At 40.2% G+C, this 23,564-nt stretch carries 23 protein-coding genes; all 23 read left to right on the forward strand.

Annotated features, from left to right (window positions below):
• Positions 1 to 17 precede the first annotated feature (17 nt).
• The 23 genes from AC2TDL_RS18580 to AC2TDL_RS18690 all read left to right on the forward strand — a co-directional run bounded on the left by AC2TDL_RS18580 (position 18) and on the right by AC2TDL_RS18690 (position 23,444).
• Entirely contained in the window at positions 18 to 1,028 is a 1,011-nt protein-coding gene (locus AC2TDL_RS18580; protein ID WP_484697549.1) for a polysaccharide deacetylase family protein, read from the forward strand.
• Between the two features lie 97 nt (positions 1,029 to 1,125).
• Complete coding sequence (locus AC2TDL_RS18585) at positions 1,126 to 1,560, forward strand: pyrophosphohydrolase domain-containing protein (protein ID WP_484697550.1); 435 nt, start codon at positions 1,126 to 1,128, stop codon at positions 1,558 to 1,560.
• Between the two features lie 185 nt (positions 1,561 to 1,745).
• Positions 1,746 to 3,014, forward strand: a complete 1,269-nt coding sequence (locus tag AC2TDL_RS18590; RefSeq protein ID WP_484697551.1) for a M16 family metallopeptidase — start codon at positions 1,746 to 1,748, stop codon at positions 3,012 to 3,014.
• Between the two features lie 4 nt (positions 3,015 to 3,018).
• Positions 3,019 to 3,438: a dUTP diphosphatase gene (gene dut, locus AC2TDL_RS18595; protein ID WP_484701285.1), complete on the forward strand. Its 420-nt coding sequence runs from the start codon at positions 3,019 to 3,021 to the stop codon at positions 3,436 to 3,438.
• 234 nt (positions 3,439 to 3,672) lie between these two features.
• Positions 3,673 to 4,569 (forward strand): dipicolinate synthase subunit DpsA, encoded by an 897-nt coding sequence (gene dpsA / locus AC2TDL_RS18600; RefSeq protein ID WP_484697552.1) that lies wholly within the window; start codon positions 3,673 to 3,675, stop codon positions 4,567 to 4,569.
• Positions 4,569 to 5,156 carry a dipicolinate synthase subunit B gene (locus tag AC2TDL_RS18605; RefSeq protein WP_484701287.1) on the forward strand — a complete coding sequence of 196 codons (588 nt, stop codon included), beginning with the start codon at positions 4,569 to 4,571 and terminating at the stop codon, positions 5,154 to 5,156. Before dpsA ends, AC2TDL_RS18605 begins: the two co-directional genes overlap by 1 nt.
• A 30-nt stretch (positions 5,157 to 5,186) precedes the next feature.
• Positions 5,187 to 6,221: an aspartate-semialdehyde dehydrogenase gene (locus tag AC2TDL_RS18610; protein ID WP_484697553.1), complete on the forward strand. Its 1,035-nt coding sequence runs from the start codon at positions 5,187 to 5,189 to the stop codon at positions 6,219 to 6,221.
• 48 nt (positions 6,222 to 6,269) lie between these two features.
• Positions 6,270 to 7,484: an aspartate kinase gene (gene dapG, locus AC2TDL_RS18615; protein ID WP_484697554.1), complete on the forward strand. Its 1,215-nt coding sequence runs from the start codon at positions 6,270 to 6,272 to the stop codon at positions 7,482 to 7,484.
• 74 nt (positions 7,485 to 7,558) lie between these two features.
• On the forward strand, positions 7,559 to 8,455 hold the full coding sequence (dapA, locus tag AC2TDL_RS18620; protein ID WP_484697555.1) for a 4-hydroxy-tetrahydrodipicolinate synthase: 897 nt from the start codon (positions 7,559 to 7,561) through the stop codon (positions 8,453 to 8,455).
• Positions 8,456 to 8,809: 354 nt separating this feature from the next.
• Positions 8,810 to 10,489 (forward strand): ribonuclease J, encoded by a 1,680-nt coding sequence (locus AC2TDL_RS18625; RefSeq protein WP_484697556.1) that lies wholly within the window; start codon positions 8,810 to 8,812, stop codon positions 10,487 to 10,489.
• 171 nt (positions 10,490 to 10,660) lie between these two features.
• The gene (locus AC2TDL_RS18630; RefSeq protein ID WP_484701289.1) at positions 10,661 to 11,386 is read left to right on the forward strand and encodes a ClpP family protease; all 726 of its coding nucleotides are present in this window, start codon (positions 10,661 to 10,663) and stop codon (positions 11,384 to 11,386) included.
• Complete coding sequence (locus tag AC2TDL_RS18635; protein WP_484697557.1) at positions 11,371 to 11,586, forward strand: YlzJ-like family protein; 216 nt, start codon at positions 11,371 to 11,373, stop codon at positions 11,584 to 11,586. The genes AC2TDL_RS18630 and AC2TDL_RS18635 overlap by 16 nt, the downstream gene beginning before the upstream one ends.
• Before the next feature lie 123 nt (positions 11,587 to 11,709).
• Positions 11,710 to 14,424 carry a DNA translocase FtsK gene (locus AC2TDL_RS18640; protein ID WP_484697558.1) on the forward strand — a complete coding sequence of 905 codons (2,715 nt, stop codon included), beginning with the start codon at positions 11,710 to 11,712 and terminating at the stop codon, positions 14,422 to 14,424.
• A gap of 98 nt (positions 14,425 to 14,522) precedes the next feature.
• On the forward strand, positions 14,523 to 15,287 hold the full coding sequence (sleB, locus tag AC2TDL_RS18645) for a spore cortex-lytic enzyme (RefSeq protein WP_484697559.1): 765 nt from the start codon (positions 14,523 to 14,525) through the stop codon (positions 15,285 to 15,287).
• A gap of 114 nt (positions 15,288 to 15,401) precedes the next feature.
• Complete coding sequence (gene yfmF, locus AC2TDL_RS18650; RefSeq protein ID WP_484697560.1) at positions 15,402 to 16,676, forward strand: EF-P 5-aminopentanol modification-associated protein YfmF; 1,275 nt, start codon at positions 15,402 to 15,404, stop codon at positions 16,674 to 16,676.
• Between the two features lie 2 nt (positions 16,677 to 16,678).
• Complete coding sequence (gene yfmH / locus AC2TDL_RS18655) at positions 16,679 to 17,968, forward strand: EF-P 5-aminopentanol modification-associated protein YfmH (RefSeq protein WP_484697561.1); 1,290 nt, start codon at positions 16,679 to 16,681, stop codon at positions 17,966 to 17,968.
• Entirely contained in the window at positions 17,968 to 18,717 is a 750-nt protein-coding gene (ymfI, locus tag AC2TDL_RS18660; protein WP_484697562.1) for an elongation factor P 5-aminopentanone reductase, read from the forward strand. The genes yfmH and ymfI overlap by 1 nt, the downstream gene beginning before the upstream one ends.
• A 106-nt stretch (positions 18,718 to 18,823) precedes the next feature.
• Positions 18,824 to 19,075, forward strand: coding sequence for a DUF3243 family protein (locus AC2TDL_RS18665; RefSeq protein WP_484697563.1), 252 nt, complete (start codon positions 18,824 to 18,826; stop codon positions 19,073 to 19,075).
• A gap of 181 nt (positions 19,076 to 19,256) precedes the next feature.
• A complete protein-coding gene (locus tag AC2TDL_RS18670; protein WP_484697564.1) occupies positions 19,257 to 20,021 on the forward strand; it encodes a DUF3388 domain-containing protein in 765 nt (254 codons plus the stop codon).
• Between the two features lie 18 nt (positions 20,022 to 20,039).
• On the forward strand, positions 20,040 to 20,906 hold the full coding sequence (locus AC2TDL_RS18675) for a RodZ domain-containing protein (RefSeq protein ID WP_484697565.1): 867 nt from the start codon (positions 20,040 to 20,042) through the stop codon (positions 20,904 to 20,906).
• A gap of 50 nt (positions 20,907 to 20,956) precedes the next feature.
• Positions 20,957 to 21,445 (forward strand): YajQ family cyclic di-GMP-binding protein, encoded by a 489-nt coding sequence (locus AC2TDL_RS18680; RefSeq protein WP_484697566.1) that lies wholly within the window; start codon positions 20,957 to 20,959, stop codon positions 21,443 to 21,445.
• Between the two features lie 83 nt (positions 21,446 to 21,528).
• Complete coding sequence (gene pgsA, locus AC2TDL_RS18685) at positions 21,529 to 22,104, forward strand: CDP-diacylglycerol--glycerol-3-phosphate 3-phosphatidyltransferase (RefSeq protein ID WP_484697567.1); 576 nt, start codon at positions 21,529 to 21,531, stop codon at positions 22,102 to 22,104.
• Between the two features lie 71 nt (positions 22,105 to 22,175).
• Complete coding sequence (locus tag AC2TDL_RS18690) at positions 22,176 to 23,444, forward strand: competence/damage-inducible protein A (protein WP_484697568.1); 1,269 nt, start codon at positions 22,176 to 22,178, stop codon at positions 23,442 to 23,444.
• Positions 23,445 to 23,564 lie beyond the last annotated feature (120 nt).

Here is a 23,564-nt window from a genome sequence, read left to right on the forward strand (position 1 = left end):
TGAGTGGAGTGAGTAAAGTGAAGTGGTTACAGTGGAAGAAAGCATCCTTCATAGCAGCCAGCACATTGATGGTTATTGTTTTAATAAAACTAAATGGAAATGTAACTAGCTTTATTCAGCATGTTAAAGAAAATGATGCTGTTTATACGTTTTTTCAGGTTAATCTTACAAATGAAGAGAAACATCAGCTGTTACAGCAAATTAAAGCTGAAGCAGAACGTAATCGCATTCCCCCGATTAATGCTCGTATCGATAGAGTTTATAAAGCAATTCCTGGCTATAACGGACTTGAAGTTGATATTGAAGCAACCTTTGAAGCCAACTTAAATAAGGCTCGCGGCAGTAAGCTGCAACTTATTTATCGCGAGGTAGAACCTGCAGTGCAACTAGAAGATTTGGGCAGTCAGCCAATCTATAAGGGAAACCCTGAGAAAAAAGCAATCGGTCTGATGATTAATGTTGCATGGGGGAATGAATATATCGAGCCTATTCTTGAAGTATTGCGCAAGGAAGAGGTTAAAGCAACGTTTTTTATGGATGGCACATGGCTAAGCAAAAATAAAGAGCTAGCTCTGCGTATTTTAGAGGAAGGACATGAGCTTTCCAATCATGCTTATTCTCATCCCGATATGGCAAAGCTTTCTGAATACGATCAAAAGCAACAAATTCTTAAAACCGAATCACTCTTAAAAGAACTTGGTGTACATAATAAATGGTTCGCGCCGCCCTCTGGTTCATTTAATGCAACGACAGTAAAAGCAGCGAGAAATCAAGGACTGCTAACTGTACTTTGGACGATAGATACGATCGATTGGCGCAATCCAACAGTAGAGCAAGTAATTGCTCGTGTTAGCAATAAGTTAGAGCCAGGAGCATTAATCCTTATGCATCCAACCTCGGCAACAGCCAACTCATTGCCGCAATTGTTAACGATTATAAAAGAACGAGGGTATTCCCCAGGTACGGTATCGCATACTTTATCTTCTGATCGACTAGAACAAAGGTCGACAGGATTGGACATATTTTAATATCGTGTTATCATTGTAATTATATTGAATGCAGAGTAAGCAAATAGTTTTAAGCATTTAACCCTGTCTCTAGCATTCTAAATTTGGGAGGATTACAATGAGTTTAAAGGGAAAAGATAGCTCAGTTATCGAAGAAGTAGGCTTAGATTATGCATGGCAGCAAGTTCGGGAGTTTCAAATTGCCTTTAATCATCCAGCTCATGATAAGCCAACACTGTTAGATGCTGAACGTGCGGTTAAACGTATGAATTGGATTAAGGAAGAGGTTCAAGAGTTTCTTGATGCAGAAACAATTGCTGATCAAGCTGACGCGATGATTGATGTTATTTATTTTGCGCTTGGCACGTTAGTAGAAATGGGAGTTCGTCCTCAGCAGCTAATGGATATTGTGCAGCATGCGAATATGAGTAAGCTTGGAGAGGATGGCAAGCCGATTTATGGACAGGATGGCAAAGTAAAAAAACCAGAAGGCTGGCAAAATCCATATCCAAAGCTACAAGCAGCAATTGCCGAGCAATTGGCAGCAAAGTAAGCAGGTCATTTGCAAGTGAGCTGCTTATTGCTGTTATATAATAAAAAAATTAAAGCTTCTGCTGTAACGTTTGTTACAAAGAAGAAGCAAAAGCATAGCAATTTATAAGTAGAAAAGGCTTCTGTAAGTAATGTAATATACAAGGAAGCAATACATTGAAGCAACATTTTAGGAGGAAATGCTTGGTGGATAAATACAAGCTTAGCAATGGCATGACTGTCGTTGTGGAACAGATTCCGACAGTACGCTCTGTGTCTTTTGGGATTTGGGTGAAAAATGGATCTCGCAATGAAACAGAACATAACAACGGAATTTCACATTTTATAGAACATATGCTTTTCAAAGGGACAGAAAAGCGTACAGCTCGTGATATTGCCGATCTATTTGATGGCATTGGCGGCAATGTGAATGCTTTTACAGCAAAGGAGTATACCTGCTATTTTGCTAAGGTGTTAGATTCTCATTTACCGCTTGCTGTAGATGCGCTGGCTGATATGTTTTTTAACTCACAAATGGATGAGGAAGAGCTAGCTAAGGAGCGTAACGTTATTCTCGAGGAAATCGCAATGTATGAGGATACACCAGATGATCGGGTTCACGATGAAGCTGCCAAAGCGGCATATGGCAATCACTCACTTGCTTATTCTATTCTTGGCACAAAGCAAACTTTAGAAAACATGAATGGTGACACACTTCGTCAATTTATGAAGGAACGTTATACAATTGAAAATATTGTATTAAGTATTGCTGGCAATGTAGAGCCTTCTAGTTTGCTTGAACTGCTAGAAACCTATTTCGGACATTATAATAATCACGCAACAGAAAATATGGTGCTTTCTGCTCCTAGTTTTATCAGTGACTATTCATTTTTTCAAAAGAAAACAGAGCAAAATCATATCTGTATTTCTTTCCCGGGTTGTGCAATGGGATCACCGCTGCAAAATGCGATGGTGCTTTTAAATAATGCTCTAGGTGGAGGAATGAGCTCTCGTTTGTTCCAAGTTATACGTGAGGAGCGGGGCTTAGCTTATTCTGTCTATTCCTATCATAGCGCTGCTGCTGATTCAGGTTTGTTTACGATTTATGCAGGTACAGCTCCAAAGCAGACGAAGGAAGTTGTTAATTTAACAATGGATATTCTTCATGAGGTTGGTCAAAAAGGACTGACTGAAGCTGAATTACAGCGTGGTAAGGAACAATTAAAGGGTTCGCTTATTTTAAATTTGGAGAGTACGAGCAGTCGCATGAATCGCAACGGCAAACATGAACTGATGCTAGGTAAGCACAATACGCTAGATACGTTACTAGCTCGGATTGATGCAATATCAATGGAAGACATTAAGCAAGTAACAAAAATGGTGCTGTCTACTCCATTTGCAATATCTATGGTTGGCTCTAGCGATAAAGGGATTAGTAACATTAGGAGGGATCAGCTTGTATCAAGTATTGTTTAAACGTATGCCTGGAAATGAGGATTTGGCAATTCCAAAGCGAATGACAGAAGGCTCTGCTGGCTTTGATTTGCAGGCTGCAGTGGAAGAGCCAGTTACGCTTGCTCCTGGAGAACGCAAGTTAATTCCAACTGGCTTTGCTATGGCAATGCCAAATGAGCTTGAAGCACAAATCCGTCCACGAAGTGGACTAGCCTATAAGCATGGCATAACTTGCTTAAATTCACCAGGAACAATTGATGCGGATTATCGTGGCGAGGTTAAAGTGCTATTAATTAATCTCGGGGATAAGCCTTTTACAATTGAGCGCGGTGAACGAATTGCGCAAATGCTATTTGGATTAGTTCCTAAAGTAAGTATTGAGGAAGCAGAGGAACTTCCAGAAACAGTTCGTGGAGCAGGCGGATTCGGCCATACAGGGGTATAACCGAAACTAATCATTTCAATTGCAAGATTTGCTCATGTAGGAGGGCTGCTCAAACGTCATCATGACATTGGGGCAGCTTTTTTCTTTATTTTTTGCTTTACAGTTTCCTTGCGCAGTTAAGCTTTTTTCCTTTAAAGCTTATGCTCACTAATCTTTCACAGGCTAGTTATACACCTATCAAGCCTAAGCTGCATAGTATAGCATATATTTTTGAGCCAGAAAGGAGTGTGCCCCATGTTGACGGGCGTCAATGTACTTCTGCTTGGCGGAGATGCAAGGCAGCTGGAAATCATTAATCGGCTTTGCGAAAATAATGCTACTGTGCGCATTTGCGGCTTTGAACAGAAGAAAGAGATTCATGAGAAAGCTATTCCTATAGAGCTGACAAAGGAAGAATTTGCTAAGCTGGATGCATTACTGCTACCAGCATTAAGCTGCGACGATGAGGGATACGTGCACACAGTATATAGCAGTGAGTCGATTCAGTTAACTGATGAGCTGCTGGCAGCTTTACCTACCACATGCGTCATTTATACAGGCATTGCTAAACCATATTTACAGAAAAAATGTGAGCGTTATTCGATCCCATTAGTGGAGTTGTTTGAGCGAGATGATATTGCGATATTCAATTCGATTCCAACCATGGAAGGCGCACTAATGATGGCAATCCAGCATACCGATTTTACGATTCACCGTTCACAATCGATGGTGCTGGGCTTTGGTAGAACAGGAATAACGATGGCAAGAGGTTTACAGGCACTTGGTTCAAACGTGTGGGTTGGTGTAAGGCGTCCTGAGCATATTGCACGAGCCTATGAAATGGGCTTCCAGCCCTTCTATATCAAGGAACTTGAGCAAATTGTGGCGAATATTGACTTGCTTTTTAACACAATTCCGACTATGATAATCACAGCGCAAATAATTGATAAACTACAAAAAAATGCAGTCATCATCGATCTTGCAACAAAACCAGGAGGCACCGACTTCCAATATGCGGAGTCTAAAGGGGTAAAAGCTTTGCTTGCCCCAGGACTTCCTGGAATCGTAGCTCCAAGAACTGCAGGTCTAATTCTCGCCGATTGCTTAAGCCAATTATTATTGGAACAAAAGTCGAATCGGAGGGAAGTATGATGGATTGGAAAGGTAAAACTGTAGGTTATGCGCTGTCAGGTTCACATTGCACATTTGAAGAGGTAATGCCACAAATTCAACGTTTTGTTGATGCGGGAGCGAATGTCATTCCGATTGTTTCTCATTCGCTTTTAACGACAGATACACGTTTTGGCACAGCGGAAAAATGGCGCAATGAGCTGACTAGAATTACAGGTAATGAAATTATTTCTTCAATTGTACAGGCGGAGCCGCTGGGACCATCAAAATTGATTGATGTTCTGACGATAGCTCCATGTACAGGAAATACAACAAGTAGGCTTGCTAATGCAATAACCGATAGTCCAGTATTAATGGCTGCAAAAGCGCAAATGCGCAACGGCCGACCGATCGTTATTGCTATTTCCACAAATGATGGGTTAGGATTAAATCTAGCAAACATTGCAAAGCTGCTTGTTACGAAAAATATTTATTTTGTGCCGTTCGGTCAAGATGATCCGATAAATAAGCCTAATTCGTTAGTTGCGCGGATGGACTTAATCATGGAAACATGTGAGGCAGCTCTGCAAGGCAAACAATTGCAGCCGTTGTTAGTCGAACGGCATTAATATATAAGCTATGAGGGGAGAAACCAAGCTATGTCAAATCAAAAATTATTTAATGTTGCTGTTGTAGGTGCTACTGGAGCAGTAGGGGAACAAATTATTAAGTTGCTAGAATCGAGAAACTTCCCTATAAACAAAATTAAATTTTTATCCTCAGCTCGTTCAGCTGGTAAAACTGTTGTGTTTAAAGGTCAAGAGCATGTTATCGAGGAAGCAAAACCAGAGAGCTTTGATGGCATTGAAATTGCCTTGTTCAGCGCTGGCGGAGATGTAAGTAAAGCATTAGCTCCTGAAGCTGCAAAACGCGGTGCAGTATGTATCGATAATACAAGTGCATTCCGTATGGATCCAAACACACCGCTTGTAGTGCCTGAAGTAAATCCAGAGAAAATTAAAGAGCATAATGGTATTATTGCAAATCCTAACTGTTCTACAATTCAAATGGTTGCTGCATTAAAACCGCTACATGACCGTTATACAATTAAACGCATTATCGTATCAACTTATCAAGCAGTATCTGGAGCAGGAGCTCGTGCGATTCAAGAAACATTACGTCAATCGCGTGCTGTACTTGATGGCGAGGAAGTAAACCCAGATATTTTACCGGTAGGCGGTCTACCAGTTAAACATCAAATTGCCTTTAACGCAATTCCGCAAATCGACAAATTTACAGATAATGGTTACACATATGAAGAAATGAAAATGACTAACGAAACGAAAAAAATTATGGGCGATGACTCCATTCAAGTTTCCGCTACATGTGTTCGTATTCCAGTTATTTATGGTCATTCAGAATCTGTTTATGTTGAATTTGCAGAGCAATATGATGTTGAAGAAGTAAAAACACTTCTTGCAAATGCTCCTGGCGTAACACTTGTTGATGATCCTGCAAATCAAGTTTATCCGCTTGCGACTGATGCAGCTGGTAAACCAGATGTGTTTGTTGGTCGTATTCGTCGTGATCTTACAAGTGAAAAAGGATTAAATATGTGGATTGTTTCTGACAATCTATTAAAAGGTGCAGCATGGAACGCTGTACAAATTGCTGAATATATCGTAAAAGGATAAGCAATAGTGAACTTAGCAGCCTAGGTTAGTCATCTTGGAGGCGAAGCTATGCGAATTATAGTTCAAAAATTCGGCGGTACTTCATTATCAACTAGCGAAGCAAAGGAACGAGTAATCCATCATATAAAACGCGAACGAGACAACGGCTATGCCGTTGTCGTCGTTGTATCTGCGATAGGTAGACGCGGAGAACCGTATGCAACCGATACGCTATTAGATCAGCTAAATCCATATGCTTCCTATATTGACATGAAGGAAAGAGATATGTTGCTTAGCTGCGGTGAAACGATAAGTGCAACGCTGCTAGGAGCGCAAATTCGTGCTGCAGGTATGCCAGCAGTTGTGTTTAACGGGGCACAAGCTGGAATTGAAACTGATGAAGATTATGGCTCAGCAAAAATTGTTGCGATTCATCCTGAGCGGATTATTCAAGCATTAAAAGCTGGGCAAGTTGTTGTCGTAACTGGCTTTCAAGGTGTAACCAAGCAAGGCTTTGTTACGACCTTAGGCAGAGGAGGAAGCGATACTTCCGCAACCGCCTTAGGTGCGGCTCTTCGTGCAGAAATCGTAGATATTTATACAGATGTGAATGGAGTACTAACGGCTGATCCTAAGCTAGTAAGTGAAGCTAAACCGATCGCTCAAGTAAGCTATGCTGAAATTTGTCACATGGCAAGAGAGGGAGCAAAGGTCGTACATCCACGAGCAGTGGAAATTGCACAGCAGGCAAGAATTCCTGTGAGAGTTCGTTCTACATTTTCTGATGAAGAAGGGACATTGGTACAGGATATTGAGTGGCAGCATAATGAGCACGCAGTCTTAGATCGTCATGTGACGGGATTAGCTCATGCGACTGGTATTACCCAACTTCAAGTTAGCGGGTCAGAGCATAAGCCGCATAACCCGCAGCTTATTTTCGAATGCTTAGCCGAGCATGGAATAAGTGTTGATTTTATTAATGTAACAGCCGCTCAATCCTTGTTTACTGTTCAGAGTGAGCAAGCAGATCTAGCTTATCAGCTGCTAAACGAGCAGCAATTAAAGATTAAGCTGGAACCAAATTGTGCAAAGGTGTCAATTATCGGTGGCGGCATGAATGGCCAACCTGGGGTAATGGCAAAGATTGTTGCAGCATTACAACAACAAAATATTCCAATTTTGCAATCTGCTGATTCCAATGCTGCGATCTGGGTGCTAGTTAAGGAGCAAAATATGGCTGCCGCGCTGACCTGCTTACATTCAACGTTTGACCTAAATCGGTAAAGGTTTTACAATGATAAAGTACTGAATAGAAGATGAACTATGCATGATCGCATATCATAGTAGGAGGAGTTCGAATGGATTTCGGAAGACTGATTACTGCGATGGTAACCCCTTTCGACAATGAAGGTAACATTGATTGGTCTACGACAGAGCGCTTAGTTGAAAGATTGATTGTAGATGAGCAAAGTGACAGCATTGTTGTAGCGGGAACTACTGGTGAATCACCAACATTAACTCATGCTGAAAAACTTGAGCTGTTTTCCTTTGTTGTAAAACAAGCTGCAGGCAGAGTTAAAGTTATCGCAGGAACAGGCAGTAATAATACGCAAGCTTCAATTGAGCTGTCTAAAGAAGCAGAAAAATGTGGTGTCGATGGCTTATTATTAGTCGCACCGTATTATAATAAACCTTCGCAAGAAGGACTATATTTGCATTTCAAAGCTATAGCTGAAAGTGTAAATCTTCCAGTTTTGTTATATAATGTGGAAAGTAGAACGGGGGTTAATGTCTCTGCACAAACAACACTTCGTCTTGCTGAAATTCCGAACATCGTTGGTACAAAGGACTGTGCTAATTTAGAGCAATTGACAACGATTGCCAAAGGAGCTCCAGACGGCTTTCGCGTATATACTGGTGATGATGCGAATGCGTTACCGGCACTTGCTGTAGGCGCATACGGTATTGTTAGCGTTGCAGCACATATTGTTGGTAAAGAAATGAAGCAATTGATTAATAGTCACCTTTCAGGAGATGTTACGACTGCATCTAAGCTTTATCAAGAGCTATTGCCATTATTCAAAGGCTTATTTCACTGTCCGCATCCAACACCTAACCCAGTGCCAGTTAAGCACGCCTTGGCGCTAACAGGCTTACCTGTTGGATCGGTTAGATTACCGCTTGCACCAATTACTGATGCAGAAGCAGCGTATGTTGCAAGCTTGCCATATATTCAAAAACGTTCGCAATCATAGTGCATTATAGTTTTGCTTATCAACTGCATGTCTAGACATGCAGTTTTTGATTTTAAAGTGAATATGCAGCAATTTACGAACGGAATTTTAAAAATTAATAAGGGAATAATACATATTAAATTAAGCCATCATCGTAGGACCTGTACGCTCTCTCGTAATTTGCACGGATAAAGATGATCGTCATATTTTTCCTCGTGACTTGTGTAATCGCTTTTTAATCATGTATAATAGTGTTAAGTGAATGGGTGCGGCAAATTTAATATTTAATCATTAACGTTTGTAAATTCCGTCAGAGCGGCATCTGGCGTTTTTTAGTAATATATAATTAATCAACCATAGGAGGCATAGATTCACTTGTCAAAAAAGAATAACCAAGACAAATTACTGATTTTCGCTTTGGGCGGTGTCGGTGAGATTGGTAAGAATATGTATGTCGTCCAGTATAATGACGACATTGTAGTTGTTGATGCTGGTCTGAAATTTCCAGAGGAGGATATGCTAGGAATTGATATTGTCATTCCAGATGTTAGCTATCTCGTGGAAAATCAAGACAAAGTACGTGGCATCATTATCACTCACGGTCACGAGGATCATATCGGCGGTTTGCCTTACGTGCTAAAAAGCTTGAATGTGCCCGTATATGCGACCAAGCTTACACTTGGACTTATCGAAGTCAAATTGAAAGAGGCAGGAATTCTAGGAGATAGTAAACGGATACTAATTACTGCAGATAGTGAGTTGCAGCTCGGTTCAATTAAAGCAAGCTTCTTTAAGACAAATCACAGTATACCAGATTCGGTCGGCGTATGTTTAGATACCCCTGAGGGGACGGTCGTTCATACAGGAGACTTTAAATTTGATCATTCTCCAGTCAATGATCAGTATGCGGATTTACAGCGAATTGCTGAAATTGGAAAAAAAGGTGTGTTAGCATTACTGTCTGACTCTACCAATGCTGAGCGTCCAGGCTTCACACCATCCGAGAAAAATGTTGGAAATCGTTTAGAGGAAATTTTCCGAACAGCTACACAACGTGTTGTTGTTGCTACATTCGCTTCAAACGTACATCGTATACAACAAGTTATTAACGCCGCGATTGCAACTCGCCGCAAAATTGCAGTCGTTGGACGTAGTATGGTAAACGTTGTTACTATCGCACATGAATTGGGATATTTAAATATTCCTGAAGGTATGATTATTGAGCCAGAGGAAGTAAATCGTTTGGCTGCAGATAGAGTCGTTATTTTATGTACAGGCAGTCAAGGCGAGCCAATGTCTGCTCTAACAAGAATGGCTAGATCTACTCATCGTAAAGTAGATATTTTACCTGGAGATACGGTGATCATTGCCGCGACACCAATCCCTGGTAATGAGCGTTATGTAGGTCGAACTGTTGATGAATTGTATCGTTTAGGCGCTAATGTCATTTATGGATCAGGATCTGTATCAGGTGTTCATGTTTCTGGTCATGGCAGTCAGGAAGAACTAAAGTTGATGCTTAATTTAGTTAAGCCTAAATATTTCATTCCAATTCATGGTGAGTATCGCATGCTTCGCATCCACGCATCACTTGCTGAAGAAGTTGGAATTGAGCCGGAAAATATTTTTGTACTCGACAATGGAGATACCGTTGAATTTCAAAATGGTCAGGCTTCACGAGGTGCTAAAGTACCAGCAGGACGTGTATTAATTGATGGCTTGGGCGTAGGTGATGTGGGTAACATCGTATTGCGTGATCGCAAGCTATTGTCACAGGATGGAATTTTAGTAGTTGTCGTAACGTTAAGTAAAGAAGACGGTACAATTTTATCTGGTCCAGATATTATTTCACGTGGCTTTGTGTATGTACGTGAATCAGAAGGTTTATTAGATGAAGCTAATCGTATTGTAACCTCAACCTTAAATAAATTAATGAATGACCAAGTCAATGAATGGGCATCGTTAAAAACGAATGTAAAAGACGCACTAGGTAGATTTTTGTACGAACAAACTCGTCGTCGTCCAATGATTTTGCCGATCATTATGGAGGTATAGCTAATACTCTAAAGCTTTCCATTCACCTAAAATAACTAGCTAATTTTGCTTTTCTAAGCAGAATATAGCTAGTTTTTTTATGCTCTTTTTATATTGGGATAAAAAAAGCAATGTCAACCATACTAATGACATAATTCCATGAAAAGGAGCGTACATTGAGATATGCTGAAAATGAATGAAGAGCCAGCTAAAGAGACTGAAAATAAGCCAACAATGGAAGGAGCAGTTCAAGCGATTCAGCAATTAGGAGTGACCAATGTCCCTGCTACGCAAGAGAGTAATATTCACTGTATAACGATTGTTGGGCAAATTGAAGGGCATCTTATTTTACCGCCGCAAAATAAAACTACAAAATATGAGCATATTATTCCTCAGCTAGTTGCTGCAGAGCAAAATAATAAAATTGAAGGAATTCTTATTATTTTAAATACGGTTGGCGGAGATGTTGAGGCAGGACTTGCAATTGCAGAAATGATTGCATCGTTATCTAAGCCGGTGGTTACCCTAGTTTTGGGTGGCGGTCATTCCATTGGTGTGCCGATTGCAGTTGCGGGCGATACTTCCTTTATCGCCGAAACGGCTACAATGACGGTTCATCCGATTCGAATGAATGGACTTGTTATTGGTGTACCGCAATCTTTTGAATATTTGGAAAAGATGCAGGAGCGAGTAACCCGATTTGTAATTGCTCACTCCAATGTGTCGGAAGAAAAATTTAAGTCTTTAATGTTAAAGACTGGAGAGTTAACACGTGATATTGGCACGACCGTAATTGGCGCTGAGGCGGTTTCTTATGGATTGATTGATAAAGTAGGTGGAATTGCTGATGCCTTAAAAGAATTAAAAACATTAATCGCCAAGACGAAAGGAGAGGGTGAGGAGTGCTTTATTCAGTAATGCCAACCGAAGTCGTTTTTCGTGAGTCTACTCCACCTGAACATATTGTTGACTATGTTTATAAAGGATTGCTTATGGAGGTAAAACCACTTACAACAGGGCAAGCGATGATCGTTCGTTTAATCAATCCGCCGCTTGACTGCTACCTTGATCCAAAGCTTGCTCCTGGTGCTCTTATTCCATTTCAACCGAAATCATAACAAAAAAGCGGTCGATTTCACTTGGAAAATAAGTGAGTGGGATCGACCACTTCTGTTTTTCGCTCCGCTCCTTCATAGCTCATGCCTACAGCATGTGTTATAATTAATGAAGGGGTGAAAAATTTGGCAAAGAAACGAAGAAAAAAACGTTCGATTGGCGCACAATTGAAATATGAAGTATACGGTATTTTAATTATTACAATTTCAATGATTGCCCTCTCAGGTGAAGCAGCAGTTGGACGTGCTTTATCTAGATTATTTGGAGTTATTCTTGGTAAATTTTATTTTGTATTAGCAATTACCGGTATTGCGGTTGGTCTTTCAGTAATGATTAAACGGGCTTGGCCAAAAGGTTGGTCGCAGCGAAGAACTGGGATAGTAATTGCAGTATTAGCATTAACATTGAGCAGTTCAATTTCACATATTAATTCACGCTATTTAGGTTTAGATGATGCAGCAGTAACCGGGCGAATGATTTTTCAAACGCTTGACCAAGAGTTGCGCAGCCAGTTATTTGCAAAAGAGCTTGCACCTGAGCAATCTATTCGCGACCTCTCGATTAGCGGTGGATATGTCGGGGCAATTCAATACTCGCTATTATACATGCTATTTGGCTTTTACGGCGCATTAGTCTTAAATATCGTGCAATATTTAATTGGATTTATGCTTATTACAGGCAGGTCCTATGTTGAAATGCTGCGCTTTGTCAATGGGAAAGTACGACGCATTGTCAAACTAATTGCTGCAAAATTAAAATTACAGCAGGAGAGAAGAAGAGCAATAGCGAAAGCACAGCATATCCAGCCGTTAGATGACAGCGAAGTAATTGATGATGAGGACGATTATGATACATCAACAGTTGCGAAGCAGTCTAAAAAGTCATGGTTCTTTAATTTTAATCCATCAGCAAAAGAGCAGCATGATGACTGGGAGCTAAATGATGGACAAGATAGTTATGAGGAAGCAAATGTACTAGAAGGTTATACATATCAACCAAATGAACAAAATGAAGACGAGCAAGAAGGTTCTCCAACCATTCATGTTCGAGTAAAGACTCATCATGAGGCGAAAGAGCCGTTAGATGATTCTTATCATGCTTCCGATGACATAAATGATGAGAACGAATTCGTGAATGATATAGATGCCGAGATTTCTACAACGTCCAGCTATGATGAGTCTTATGACAGCTTCATGGATCAAGATGAAGAGAAGCAGTTAGATGTTGATAGCGATAAGCATAAAATCGCTGCATTTGCTGATCAATTAATAAAGGAGCAGGCTGGCGAGCAGAAGTCTGCTGAAACAGAAGACGAGTTTGATTATCCTGAAGGACAAGCGATTACTTCAGATGCATTAATTACTGAAGCTAATCTTCATGAGGAATCAGGTCATGTACATGCTCCACTGGCTCCACAGCCAGTTCCGTATGAGCTGCCTCCGTTCTCTTTGCTGCATCCACCTAAGCAGCAAAGCAAGATGACAGATGGTCATGAAATGTTTGATGCTCGTCGCAAGCTAGAGGCGACATTAGAGAGCTTTGGCGTTCGAGCAAAGGTACTGGACGTAGTACGCGGGCCTGCTGTTACACGCTATGAAGTACAGCCAGCTACTGGTGTAAAGGTTAGTCGTATTGTCAGTCTAACCGATGATATTGCGCTTGCATTAGCAGCGAAAGATGTGCGTATGGAAGCACCGATTCCTGGTAAATCTGCTATCGGGATTGAGGTGCCAAATAGCGAAATATCTGTTGTTACAATGCGAGAGGTTATGGAAACTCCTGTATTTATGAATGCTCAATCCAAGCTTTCCATTGCTTTTGGTCGTGATATATCAGGTCAAACCATCGTTGGCAATTTGGCAAAAATGCCGCACTTATTGGTTGCAGGGGCAACGGGTTCAGGTAAATCGGTATGCATTAACGGAATTATTGCAAGCATTTTGTATAAAGCAAAGCCTGATGAAGTTAAATTTTTAATGATTGACCCTAAAATGGTTGAATTGAATGTCTATAATGGAATTCCGCATTTGATTGCACCCGTTGTGACAAATCCTAAGCGAGCAGCGCTAGCTTTGAAAAAGATCGTTGTTGAAATGGAAAAACGTTACGAGTTATTTTCTAAGTCTGGCACTCGTAATATCGAAGGCTATAACAATCTAATGAAAGATGAACCAAGCAACTTGCTGCCATATATCGTCGTCATTGTTGATGAGCTTGCAGATTTAATGATGGTAGCTTCCAATGAGGTCGAGGATTCAATTGCGCGACTGGCACAAATGGCTCGTGCAGCAGGTATTCATCTGATTATTGCAACACAACGACCATCAGTTGATGTTATTACAGGTGTAATTAAAGCAAATATTCCTTCACGTATTGCGTTTGGGGTTTCCTCCCAAGTTGACTCTCGTACGATTTTGGATTCGGCTGGTGCAGAAAAGCTGCTAGGTCGAGGCGATATGCTCTTTTTACCAATGGGTATGAACAAGCCAATACGTGTTCAGGGAGCTTTCTTGTCTGATGATGAGGTAGAAGCGCTTGTTAGCTTCGTGCGTGCACAAGGTGAAGCAAAATATAACGAAGAGCTTGTTCCAGAACTTGACGAGGAAAGTGAAGACAGCTCAGTCGATGATATGGATGAATTGTTTGATGAAGCAGCGCGTATTGTGATGGAAGGCAATCAAGCCTCAGTTTCTTTATTGCAACGTCGTTTACGCATTGGATATACACGGGCAGCACGCTTAATTGATCAACTTGAAGCTAAGGGCATCGTTGGTCCATATGAGGGAAGCAAGCCAAGAGCTGTACTTGTGACAATGGATCAATGGAATGCCAAAGGATAAATTGTTACATTGAAGTATATTATTAGGCGCCTTATCTCATACTATTTTCATGTCACTAGCTGACTATGAAAATGCATCAAGAGAAAGGCGTACTGAATATGAAATTTCGTAAACTGATAGTGTTCAGCATCGTAACCCTATTATTTACTTGTCTTGTCCTTGTTAATTACACTAGGGGGCCGCTCGTTGAACCTACCTTTAGCTCTGCAACATTGAAATATGGCTCGTCTGGATCTGATGTCTCTGAACTACAGGGCAGACTAAAATATTTAGGTTATTATGATGGAGAAATCGATGGTCAATTCGGCTCCAGAACAAAAAATGCTGTTACATGGTTTCAATGGGAATTCGGATTGAAGTCTGATGGAGTAGTCGGTTCAGCGACAAAAAATAAGCTTGTTAATGCAACGAAAAATTGGAGTCCGTCGATGCACGCAGAGGCTGGTTCTGGAAAAGGTTCTAGCGGCTCCAGCTCAAATTCCTCGATGCAATCCAATTTATTAGGGTTTACGGAAAATGATTTAAATTTAATGGCGAATGCAGTCTATGGTGAAGCGCGAGGAGAGCCTTATGAAGGGCAGGTTGCAGTAGCGGCGGTAATTCTTAATCGCGTTAAACATCCCGATTTTCCTAATACCGTATACGGCGTCATCTTTCAGCCACGTGCATTTACTGCAGTGGATGATGGCCAAATATATTTGACACCAAACGAGACTGCGAAAAAAGCAGTGCGGGATGCGATTAATGGCTGGGACCCAACCTATGGCTGTATTTACTATTTCAATCCTAATACAGCGACAAGTGCTTGGATTTGGACAAGACAACAAGTCTTAACAATTGGTAAGCATATATTTTGTAAGTAGGATGTAGTAAGAAGGGAGAAGAAGCAATCATTGGGGAAACGTCTAATGGTTGCTTCTTCCATTTGTAATACGTTAGAATAAAGAACAGGCAAGAACGAAAGGAGTCCTGATCATATGGATTTTCAGGTAGGAAGATTTAAATCATTAAATATTCATGTTTTGCCAACAAATCGTTTTAAAACCTATTCCATCACGTTATTTGCTGGTACTCCACTTAAAGAAGAAACGGTAACAACGACAGCACTTATTCCATATGTCTTGCGTCGTGGAACAGCTCGTTTTCCAGAAAGTATTCAGCTTAGAGAACAGCTTGATAATATGTATGGAGCGGGCTTTGGATTTTCAACAGTAAAACGTGGCAATACACAATTTGTCCAAATGAAAATGGATGTTATCAATGATCGCTTTGTTAATAGCGAGCAGTCATTGTTAAAAGAAGCTCTAGCTTATTTAGGGGATGTGTTAACGAATCCGTTGCTTGAAAATGGAAGCTTTCGCGAGGCGTATGTAGAAGCGGAAAAAAGTACATTGCAGAAGCAGCTTGAATCGATTATTAATGATAAAATTCAATATGCAGCAGAGCGCTGTATTCAAGAAATGTGTGCAAATGAACCTTACCGCTTAAATGCCTCAGGACGAATCGAAGATCTTCCGCAAGTTACTTCTAACCATCTTTATGCTCGCTATAAGCAATGGCTAGAGGAAGCGAAGTTTGACCTTTATGTTGTTGGAGATACTACGTTAGAAGAAGTCATTCAATTTGTAGAGAGCTCCTTTCAGTTGCCCGATACAACAGCAAGTATTCCTTATGCCTCAGTTGAGTCGCACAGCCGTGTGGAAGCAGTTAAAACGGTTGTCGATCGCTTAGATGTGAATCAAGGGAAGTTAAATCTAGGTTTGCGGATTAATACGCTATATGCTGATGAAGATTATCCGAAAGCATTGGTATATAATGGAATACTTGGTGCATATCCTCATTCTAAACTGTTTGTCAACGTGCGTGAAAAGGCAAGTCTTGCATACTATTGTGCTTCACGCTACGATGCCCATAAAGGAATTTTGACAATTCAGTCTGGTATAGAATTTGCCAATTATGAGAAGGCGCTAGATATAATTCAGGAGCAACTTGAGCATATGAGACAAGGTAAGATTAGCGATGAGGAATTAGATCAAACAAAAGCAATGCTTACTAATGCTATGCGTGAAATTTTGGATAGTGCGAATGATATAGCTGGCTTTGATTTCAATAAGCAGTTTTCAGGTGTTGATCGCTCGGTAGAATCGGTAATCCAACAAATTGCAGCAGTTACAAAAGAAGATGTTCAGCAGATTGCTTCAGGTGTTGAGTTAGATACGATTTACTTCTTACGCGATCTTCAGGAGGTGTAACTATGAATGTCTTAAATTATCCACAAGTTGAAGAAACCTTGTATCAAGAAGTGCTAGATAATGGATTGGAAATTATCGTATTGCCTAAACCAGGGTTTCAAAAAACATATGCGACGTTTGCCACGAAGTATGGTTCAATTGATAATCATTTTGCTGTTGGCGATGAAGAACCGTTAAAGGTGCCAGATGGTATAGCTCATTTTCTAGAGCATAAAATGTTTGAAGAACCAGACGGTCGTGATGTCTTTGCTACTTTTTCGAAGCAAGGCGCGGCAGCGAATGCCTATACCTCCTTTGATCGTACAGTCTATTTATTTTCCGCAACAGAGCGTATTGAAGAAAATTTAATGACATTAATTGATTTTGTGCAACGTCCTTATTTCACAGAGCAAAACGTTGAAAAAGAAAAAGGCATTATTGCGCAAGAGATTAATATGTATAATGACAATGCCGATTGGCGAGTATATTACGGCTTGTTTGAAGCATTGTATCAAAAGCATCCTATTTCCGTTGATATTGCAGGAACTGTGGAATCGATCTACCAAATTGATAAAGATTTGCTTTACCGCTGCTACAATACATTTTATCATCCTTCAAATATGTTGTTATTTGTTGTTGGCGGTGTGGATGCAGAAAAAATTATTGAGCTTGTTAAGCAAAATCAAGCCCAAAAGAACTTTCCTCCACAAGGAGAAATTCATCGATTTTTTGAGAAAGAACCAAAGGAAATTCGTGAGCAACGAAAGGTTAAACATTTGCCAGTATCTTTGCCTAAATGCATGATCGGGTTTAAAGAGGCAGAAGTAACGAAGCAAGGTGAAGAGCTATTAAAGCATGAAGTGGAAAGTAAACTAATGCTAGATATTTTATTTGGCAGCAGTTCTCCGTTTTATCAATCGTTATATGATCGACAACTAATCTTTGATTCGTTTGGTCATGAATATAACTGCTCTGAGCAATATGCGTTTTCCGTAATTGGCGGAGATACGCCTGATCCCGATGCGCTTATTTCAGCAGTTACTGAGTATTTAAAGAAGACGCTGCAAGACGGAATTGATTCCAAGCGGTTTGAAGCAGTTAAGCGTAAAAAGATCGGAAATTATTTACGTATGCTGAATTCCCCTGAATCTATTGCAACGCAATTTACACGCTACCGTTTCCGTAATTGCGATATGTTTAATGTGCTTAAATTTTATCAGGAGTGCACATTGGATGATGTTCATGCTCGATTGCGTCAACATTTTGACTTTGAGCAAATGGCAGTATCCATTGTCGTTAGTCCAACTAACTAATGGAAAAACCTTTAAATGATATGACGGTGCTGATTACAGGGGGAAGCCGAGGCATAGGAGCTGCAATTGCAAAGCGCTTTGCCAAGGAAGGTTATCGCATCGTAATTCATTATTTGCAAGGACATGAGCAGGCGAATGAAACTGCGCGCGAATGTATTGCATTAGGTGCCGAGGTGCTAACGATTGCTGCAGATTTGGGCAGCCGAGAGCAACTTTTAAGAATGAAGGAAAAGCTTGATAGTTTAGGGATTAAGCCTGACATTGTTGTAAACAATGCAGGTGTCTCCCATTATGGTATGCTTTGTGATGTTACCGAGCAGCAATGGGATCATGTGATGAACATAAATCTTAAAGGGTTGTTTTTATGTACACAGCTCTTTATGCCTCATATGATTCAGCAACGCTATGGTCGGATCATTAATATATCTTCGGTATGGGGGATAACAGGAGCGGCCTGTGAGGTGCTCTATTCAACGACTAAAGGAGGCATTAACGCCTTTACGAAGGCGCTGGCGAAAGAGCTTGCTCCTTCTGGAGTAACCGTAAATGCAGTAGCTCCTGGCGTAGTTGAAACAGATATGATGAGCAGCTTTGATCAGACAGAAAAGGAAGCACTTGCTCAAGAAATTCCGATTGGCCGGTTTGGCTCTACAGAAGAAATTGCCTCACTTGTATATTTTTTAGCTTTGCCAGAATCTTCTTATATTACTGGTCAAGTGATAAGCCCTAATGGCGGATGGTTGACGTAAAAAGTTCCAGTGCTTGCAATTACTGAGTCGAATACTGTTTAGCAGATTGCATAAACTAAGCACGTTGAAATCATTCAACAAATGACTTCATATGGAGGGAAGCTAAATGTCAACCGTACTTGATCAATTTGATTCCTGGAAAAAGTTTTTGAAGGATCGCGTGCAACAAGGGAAAAACCTTGGTTTATCTGAGGAAACGATTTCTAATCTAGCATACGAAATTGGTTCTTTCTTAGATGAACGTGTTGATCCTAAAAATAGTGAGCAAGCAGTTCTCAAAGAATTATGGGATGTTGGTGATGAGAGCGATCGCCATACCATTGCAAAATTGATGGTTAAATTAGCTGAAAAATCATAAAGAGTGAAATAAATGAAAAAAATTTAAACTTGGTTATAGTGCTATGTAAATATGCTGTTTGTGAGAAGCCTCCGCTTGGAGGCTTTTCGCTGATGAATTTGCATTTATTGCAGGAAAGTGTTGAATTTTGTAGAATACATATGTTAAACAGTTTTACATAGTAATTAGGATGGTGACTTCTTTGGAACAAAAGCAGTGGTACATGGAGTACAAAATTCATAAAAACAGACCGGGCTTGTTAGGGGATGTTGCATCTTTGCTAGGGATGCTTGAAGTAAATATCGTTACAATTAACGGTGTCGATAATCATACGCGTGGCTTACTCCTGCAGACGGATGATGATGAGAAAATAGAATTATTGGGTAAGCTATTAAAAAAAGTTGATGATATTACCGTCAACAAGCTGAGAACTCCAACCATTGTTGATATATTAGCAGTAAGACATGGACGTTATATTGAACGTGATTCTGATGACCGCAAAACCTTTCGCTTTACACGCAATGAGCTGGGGATTTTAGTTGATTTTCTTGGCGAGGTATTTAAGCGTGAGGGCAATTATGTTATTGGATTACGCGGTATGCCGCGCGTCGGTAAAACAGAATCCATTATTGCGGGCAGTGTTTGCTCGAATAAAAGATGGACATTTGTTTCTTCTACATTGCTAAGACAAACGGTGCGTTCCCAGCTTTCCGAGCAGGAGATGGATCCTAACAATATTTTTATTATTGATGGCATTGTTAGTACGATTCGTTCGAATGAACGTCATCATGCATTAATTCAAGAAATTATGGAGATGCCGTCAACTAAAGTAATCGAGCATCCAGACATTTTTGTACGTGATTCCAACTACGATTACAGTCATTTTGATATTATCGTGGAGCTGCGCAATACACCAGATGAAGAGATTACGTATGAGACATTTACTAATTATGGAGAAGATTTTTAGCGAAAAGGAGGTAGTATTGTGTCAGAGTTAGGTGAACTGCTAAGAAAAGCTCGAGAGGAAAAAGGCTTTTCTTTAGACGATGTTCAGGAACAAACAAAAATTAGAAAGCGATACTTGGAAGCATTAGAAGCAGGCGATTATGATGTCCTGCCAGGCAAGTTTTATATACGTGCATTTATAAAAAATTATGCAGAATTCGTTGGATTAGATGCCGATGAGGTGTTAAAGCATTATAATGTGGAGACTCCAGAGCCAGAAATGCCAGTTAACGAAGCGATTCCATCGCGCAAACCGCGTCGTATGCGTTCTGCTAAATCAGAACGCTTCGGTAAAGTATTATTCAATATTTTACTATGGGGATTTTTAGTGCTTGTATTGTTTGTCATTTGGTATTATCAAGTGAGAAATGATGGGAAGCCTGCGAATGAAGTAGACCCTACGCAAATCACTGATAACAGTGATTTCAAACCTACACCAACGCCAACTGCAACGGACCAAGCAGCGGCAACATCAACACCGACTCCAACACCAACGCCAACTCCGGAGGCTGTTACTATCACATCTGTGAAAGTGAGCGGCAAGGAGGAAACATTTGATGTTACTCCCAAGAAGGAAAGCTATGAGCTTGTTATTACAAGCAGCGGTGCAGCAAGCTGGTTAGAAGTTTATGAAAATGGTAAAAATGGAAACAAGCTTTATTATGGAAATATCCAAGACGGAACGACTGAGCGTTTTACCGTTTCAGGTGATGTCTATTTGAATTTAGGCAGACCAGGAAATATTGAAGTGACACTTGATGGAGTATTAGTCGAAGATGGCGACAATAACAAAGGCTCCAAACGCATTTTACTGCAAATGAAGGGTGCTGAAACGACAGCAGAATAGCTGTCGTTTTCTTTAAGTCAAAGATAGCTGTTAAGAAAGGAGAATGTTTTATGAGTGATTATTCATTTGATATTGTGTCTAAGGTGGATCTGCAGGAGTTAAATAATGCTGTTACACAAACAGAACGTGAAATCGGCACACGCTTCGACTTTAAAGGAAGCAAAACGGAAATCACCCTTGATAAAGACGAAATCACCATTCTTGCTGATGATGACTATAAGCTTAAAGCAGTAATTGATATTTTAATTGGGAAAATGGTTAAGCGTAATGTTCCTACGAAAAATTTAGATTATGGCAAAATTGAACCAGCCTCGGGAGGAGCGGTTCGCCAAAAAGTAAAAATTCGTCAAGGCATTGAGCAGGATATAGCGAAAAAAATTAACAGTTTAATTAAGGACTCAAAATTAAAAGTGAAAAGCCAAATTCAAGGCGATCAAATTCGTGTTTCTGGTAAAAGCAAGGATGATTTGCAGGCGGTTATCGCTATGCTGCGCAATGCAAAGATTGAGCTAGATTTGCAATTCATCAATTTTAGATAGATAATAAGATTATTGATATGTTATGAAGGCGAAAGGGTCTTAGTTCAGACATCGTTTGTTTGAACAGTAATGGGGGGAAAACGTTGAATTTAGCTAACAAAATAACGATAGCTAGAATATTTTTAGTGCCAGTCATTTTATTTTTTCTGCTTGTCAATTTTGATTTAGGTGCACTGAAAGTTGCTGATGTTCATATCTCGTACAATCAAATTGTTGCTGTTTTAATCTTTATTGTTGCGGCAAGCACGGACGGATTAGATGGATACATAGCTAGAAAAAATAAATTGGTGACGAATCTAGGAAAATTACTAGATCCGCTTGCTGATAAACTGTTGGTTGCTTCCGTTCTTATCGCTTTAGTTGAAATGGACAAGCTAAGTGCGCTTGTTGCAATTGTTATTATTTCACGTGAGTTTGCAGTTACCGGCTTACGGCAAATTGCTTTGTTAGAAGGTAAGGTCGTTGCTGCAAGTAAATGGGGCAAATGGAAAACAGCTATTCAAATTACGATGATTATTGCCATATTACTCAATAACTTCCCATTTGAGCTTATTGATTTCCCATTTGATATCATTTGCGCTTGGGTTGCAGCGCTTATTACAGTGTACTCAGGTATTGATTACTTTGTAAAAAATAAATCATTAATTCCGATTGAATAATATAATGCACTCTCTTGTTATTTTCAGGGGAGTGCATTATTTGGTCTGAACGAAAATTGAGAGGTGCATTTATGAAAGCAGAAATTATTGCAGTAGGAACTGAAATGCTATTAGGTCAAATTGTAAATTCTAATGCACGAGACATTTCATTAAAGTTAGCAGAGCTTGGCATTGATGTATATTTTCAAACGGTTGTTGGAGATAATGCTGCTCGTATTGAGCAAGCGATTAACATCGCTAGAGGACGAGCTAATCTGTTAATTTTTACTGGCGGACTCGGACCGACACAGGATGATTTAACGAAAGATGTACTAGCATCTTATTTAGGCCGCAAACTAGAAATAGATCAGCCAGCTTTGCTGAAAATAAAGGCCTTGTTTGAAGGTCGTGGAATTGAAATGGTAGAAAGTAATATCCGTCAAGCACATACGATTGAAGGTGCGGTGACGTTACCTAATGAAGCAGGGCTTGCCGTAGGTAATGCACTAGTTGAGGATGGCACGTATTATGTGTTGCTTCCTGGACCGCCTAAAGAAATGAATACGATGCTTAATGGACCGGCTGTAGCCTGGCTGCGTGAGGTTATGCGGGGAGAGCAGCAGCCTCTCTACTCCAAGCTACTGAAATTTGCTGGAATCGGTGAATCCAATTTGGAGGCAAAGCTGCTTCCATTAATTGATGGTCAAACTGATCCAACACTTGCTCCATATGCCAAGGAGGGTGAGGTTACAGTTCGTGTCTCTACAAAGGCAAGCAGTGAGGATGAAGCAAATATTAAACTGCAGGCAACGATCGAGCAGGTTAAAGCGATAGTTGGCGATTATTTATATGCAGTTGAGGACATTCCAATTGAGCGACAAATCGTTCGTATGCTGCAAAGTAAAAATTATACACTTGCTTCTGCAGAAAGCTGCAGTGGTGGCTTATTTGCCGAACTGATTACTAAAGTTCCTACTGGTTCTTCATGCTTTGTCGGCGGAGTAGTTACTTATACGAATGAGATGAAGCATAAGCTGCTTAACATTCCTATGTCGCAGTTAGAAGGGGAACATGCGCCAGGAGCGATTAGCAGCTCTACAGCCCAGCTTATGGCGGAAAAGGTACGTGAGCTGCTTGACTCTACTTTTGGCGTTTCTATTACTGGTGTAGCAGGTCCAAGCACAAGTGAAGGTAAACCTGTCGGTCAAGTGTTTATTGGTATTGCTGAAAAAGGAAAAGAAACGAAAGTATTTGAGTTAAAACTTACTGGTGATCGAGCATCAATTCAGCTTAAAGCGGTGAAAAATTTACAGTTCCGCTTATGGCAAGCACTTAAAGAACATGTAGATTTATTAAATTAACTAGAATTGGAAAAAAATCACTTCATATCTTGTAGAGAAAGCTGGATTTCGATACAATATAATTATTCATGGAAGAACCGTGACGGAACGCTGTTTTGTCGCGGTTTCTCTTTTTTAAAT

It is taken from the genome of Paenibacillus sp. plas6 (assembly GCF_057221655.1).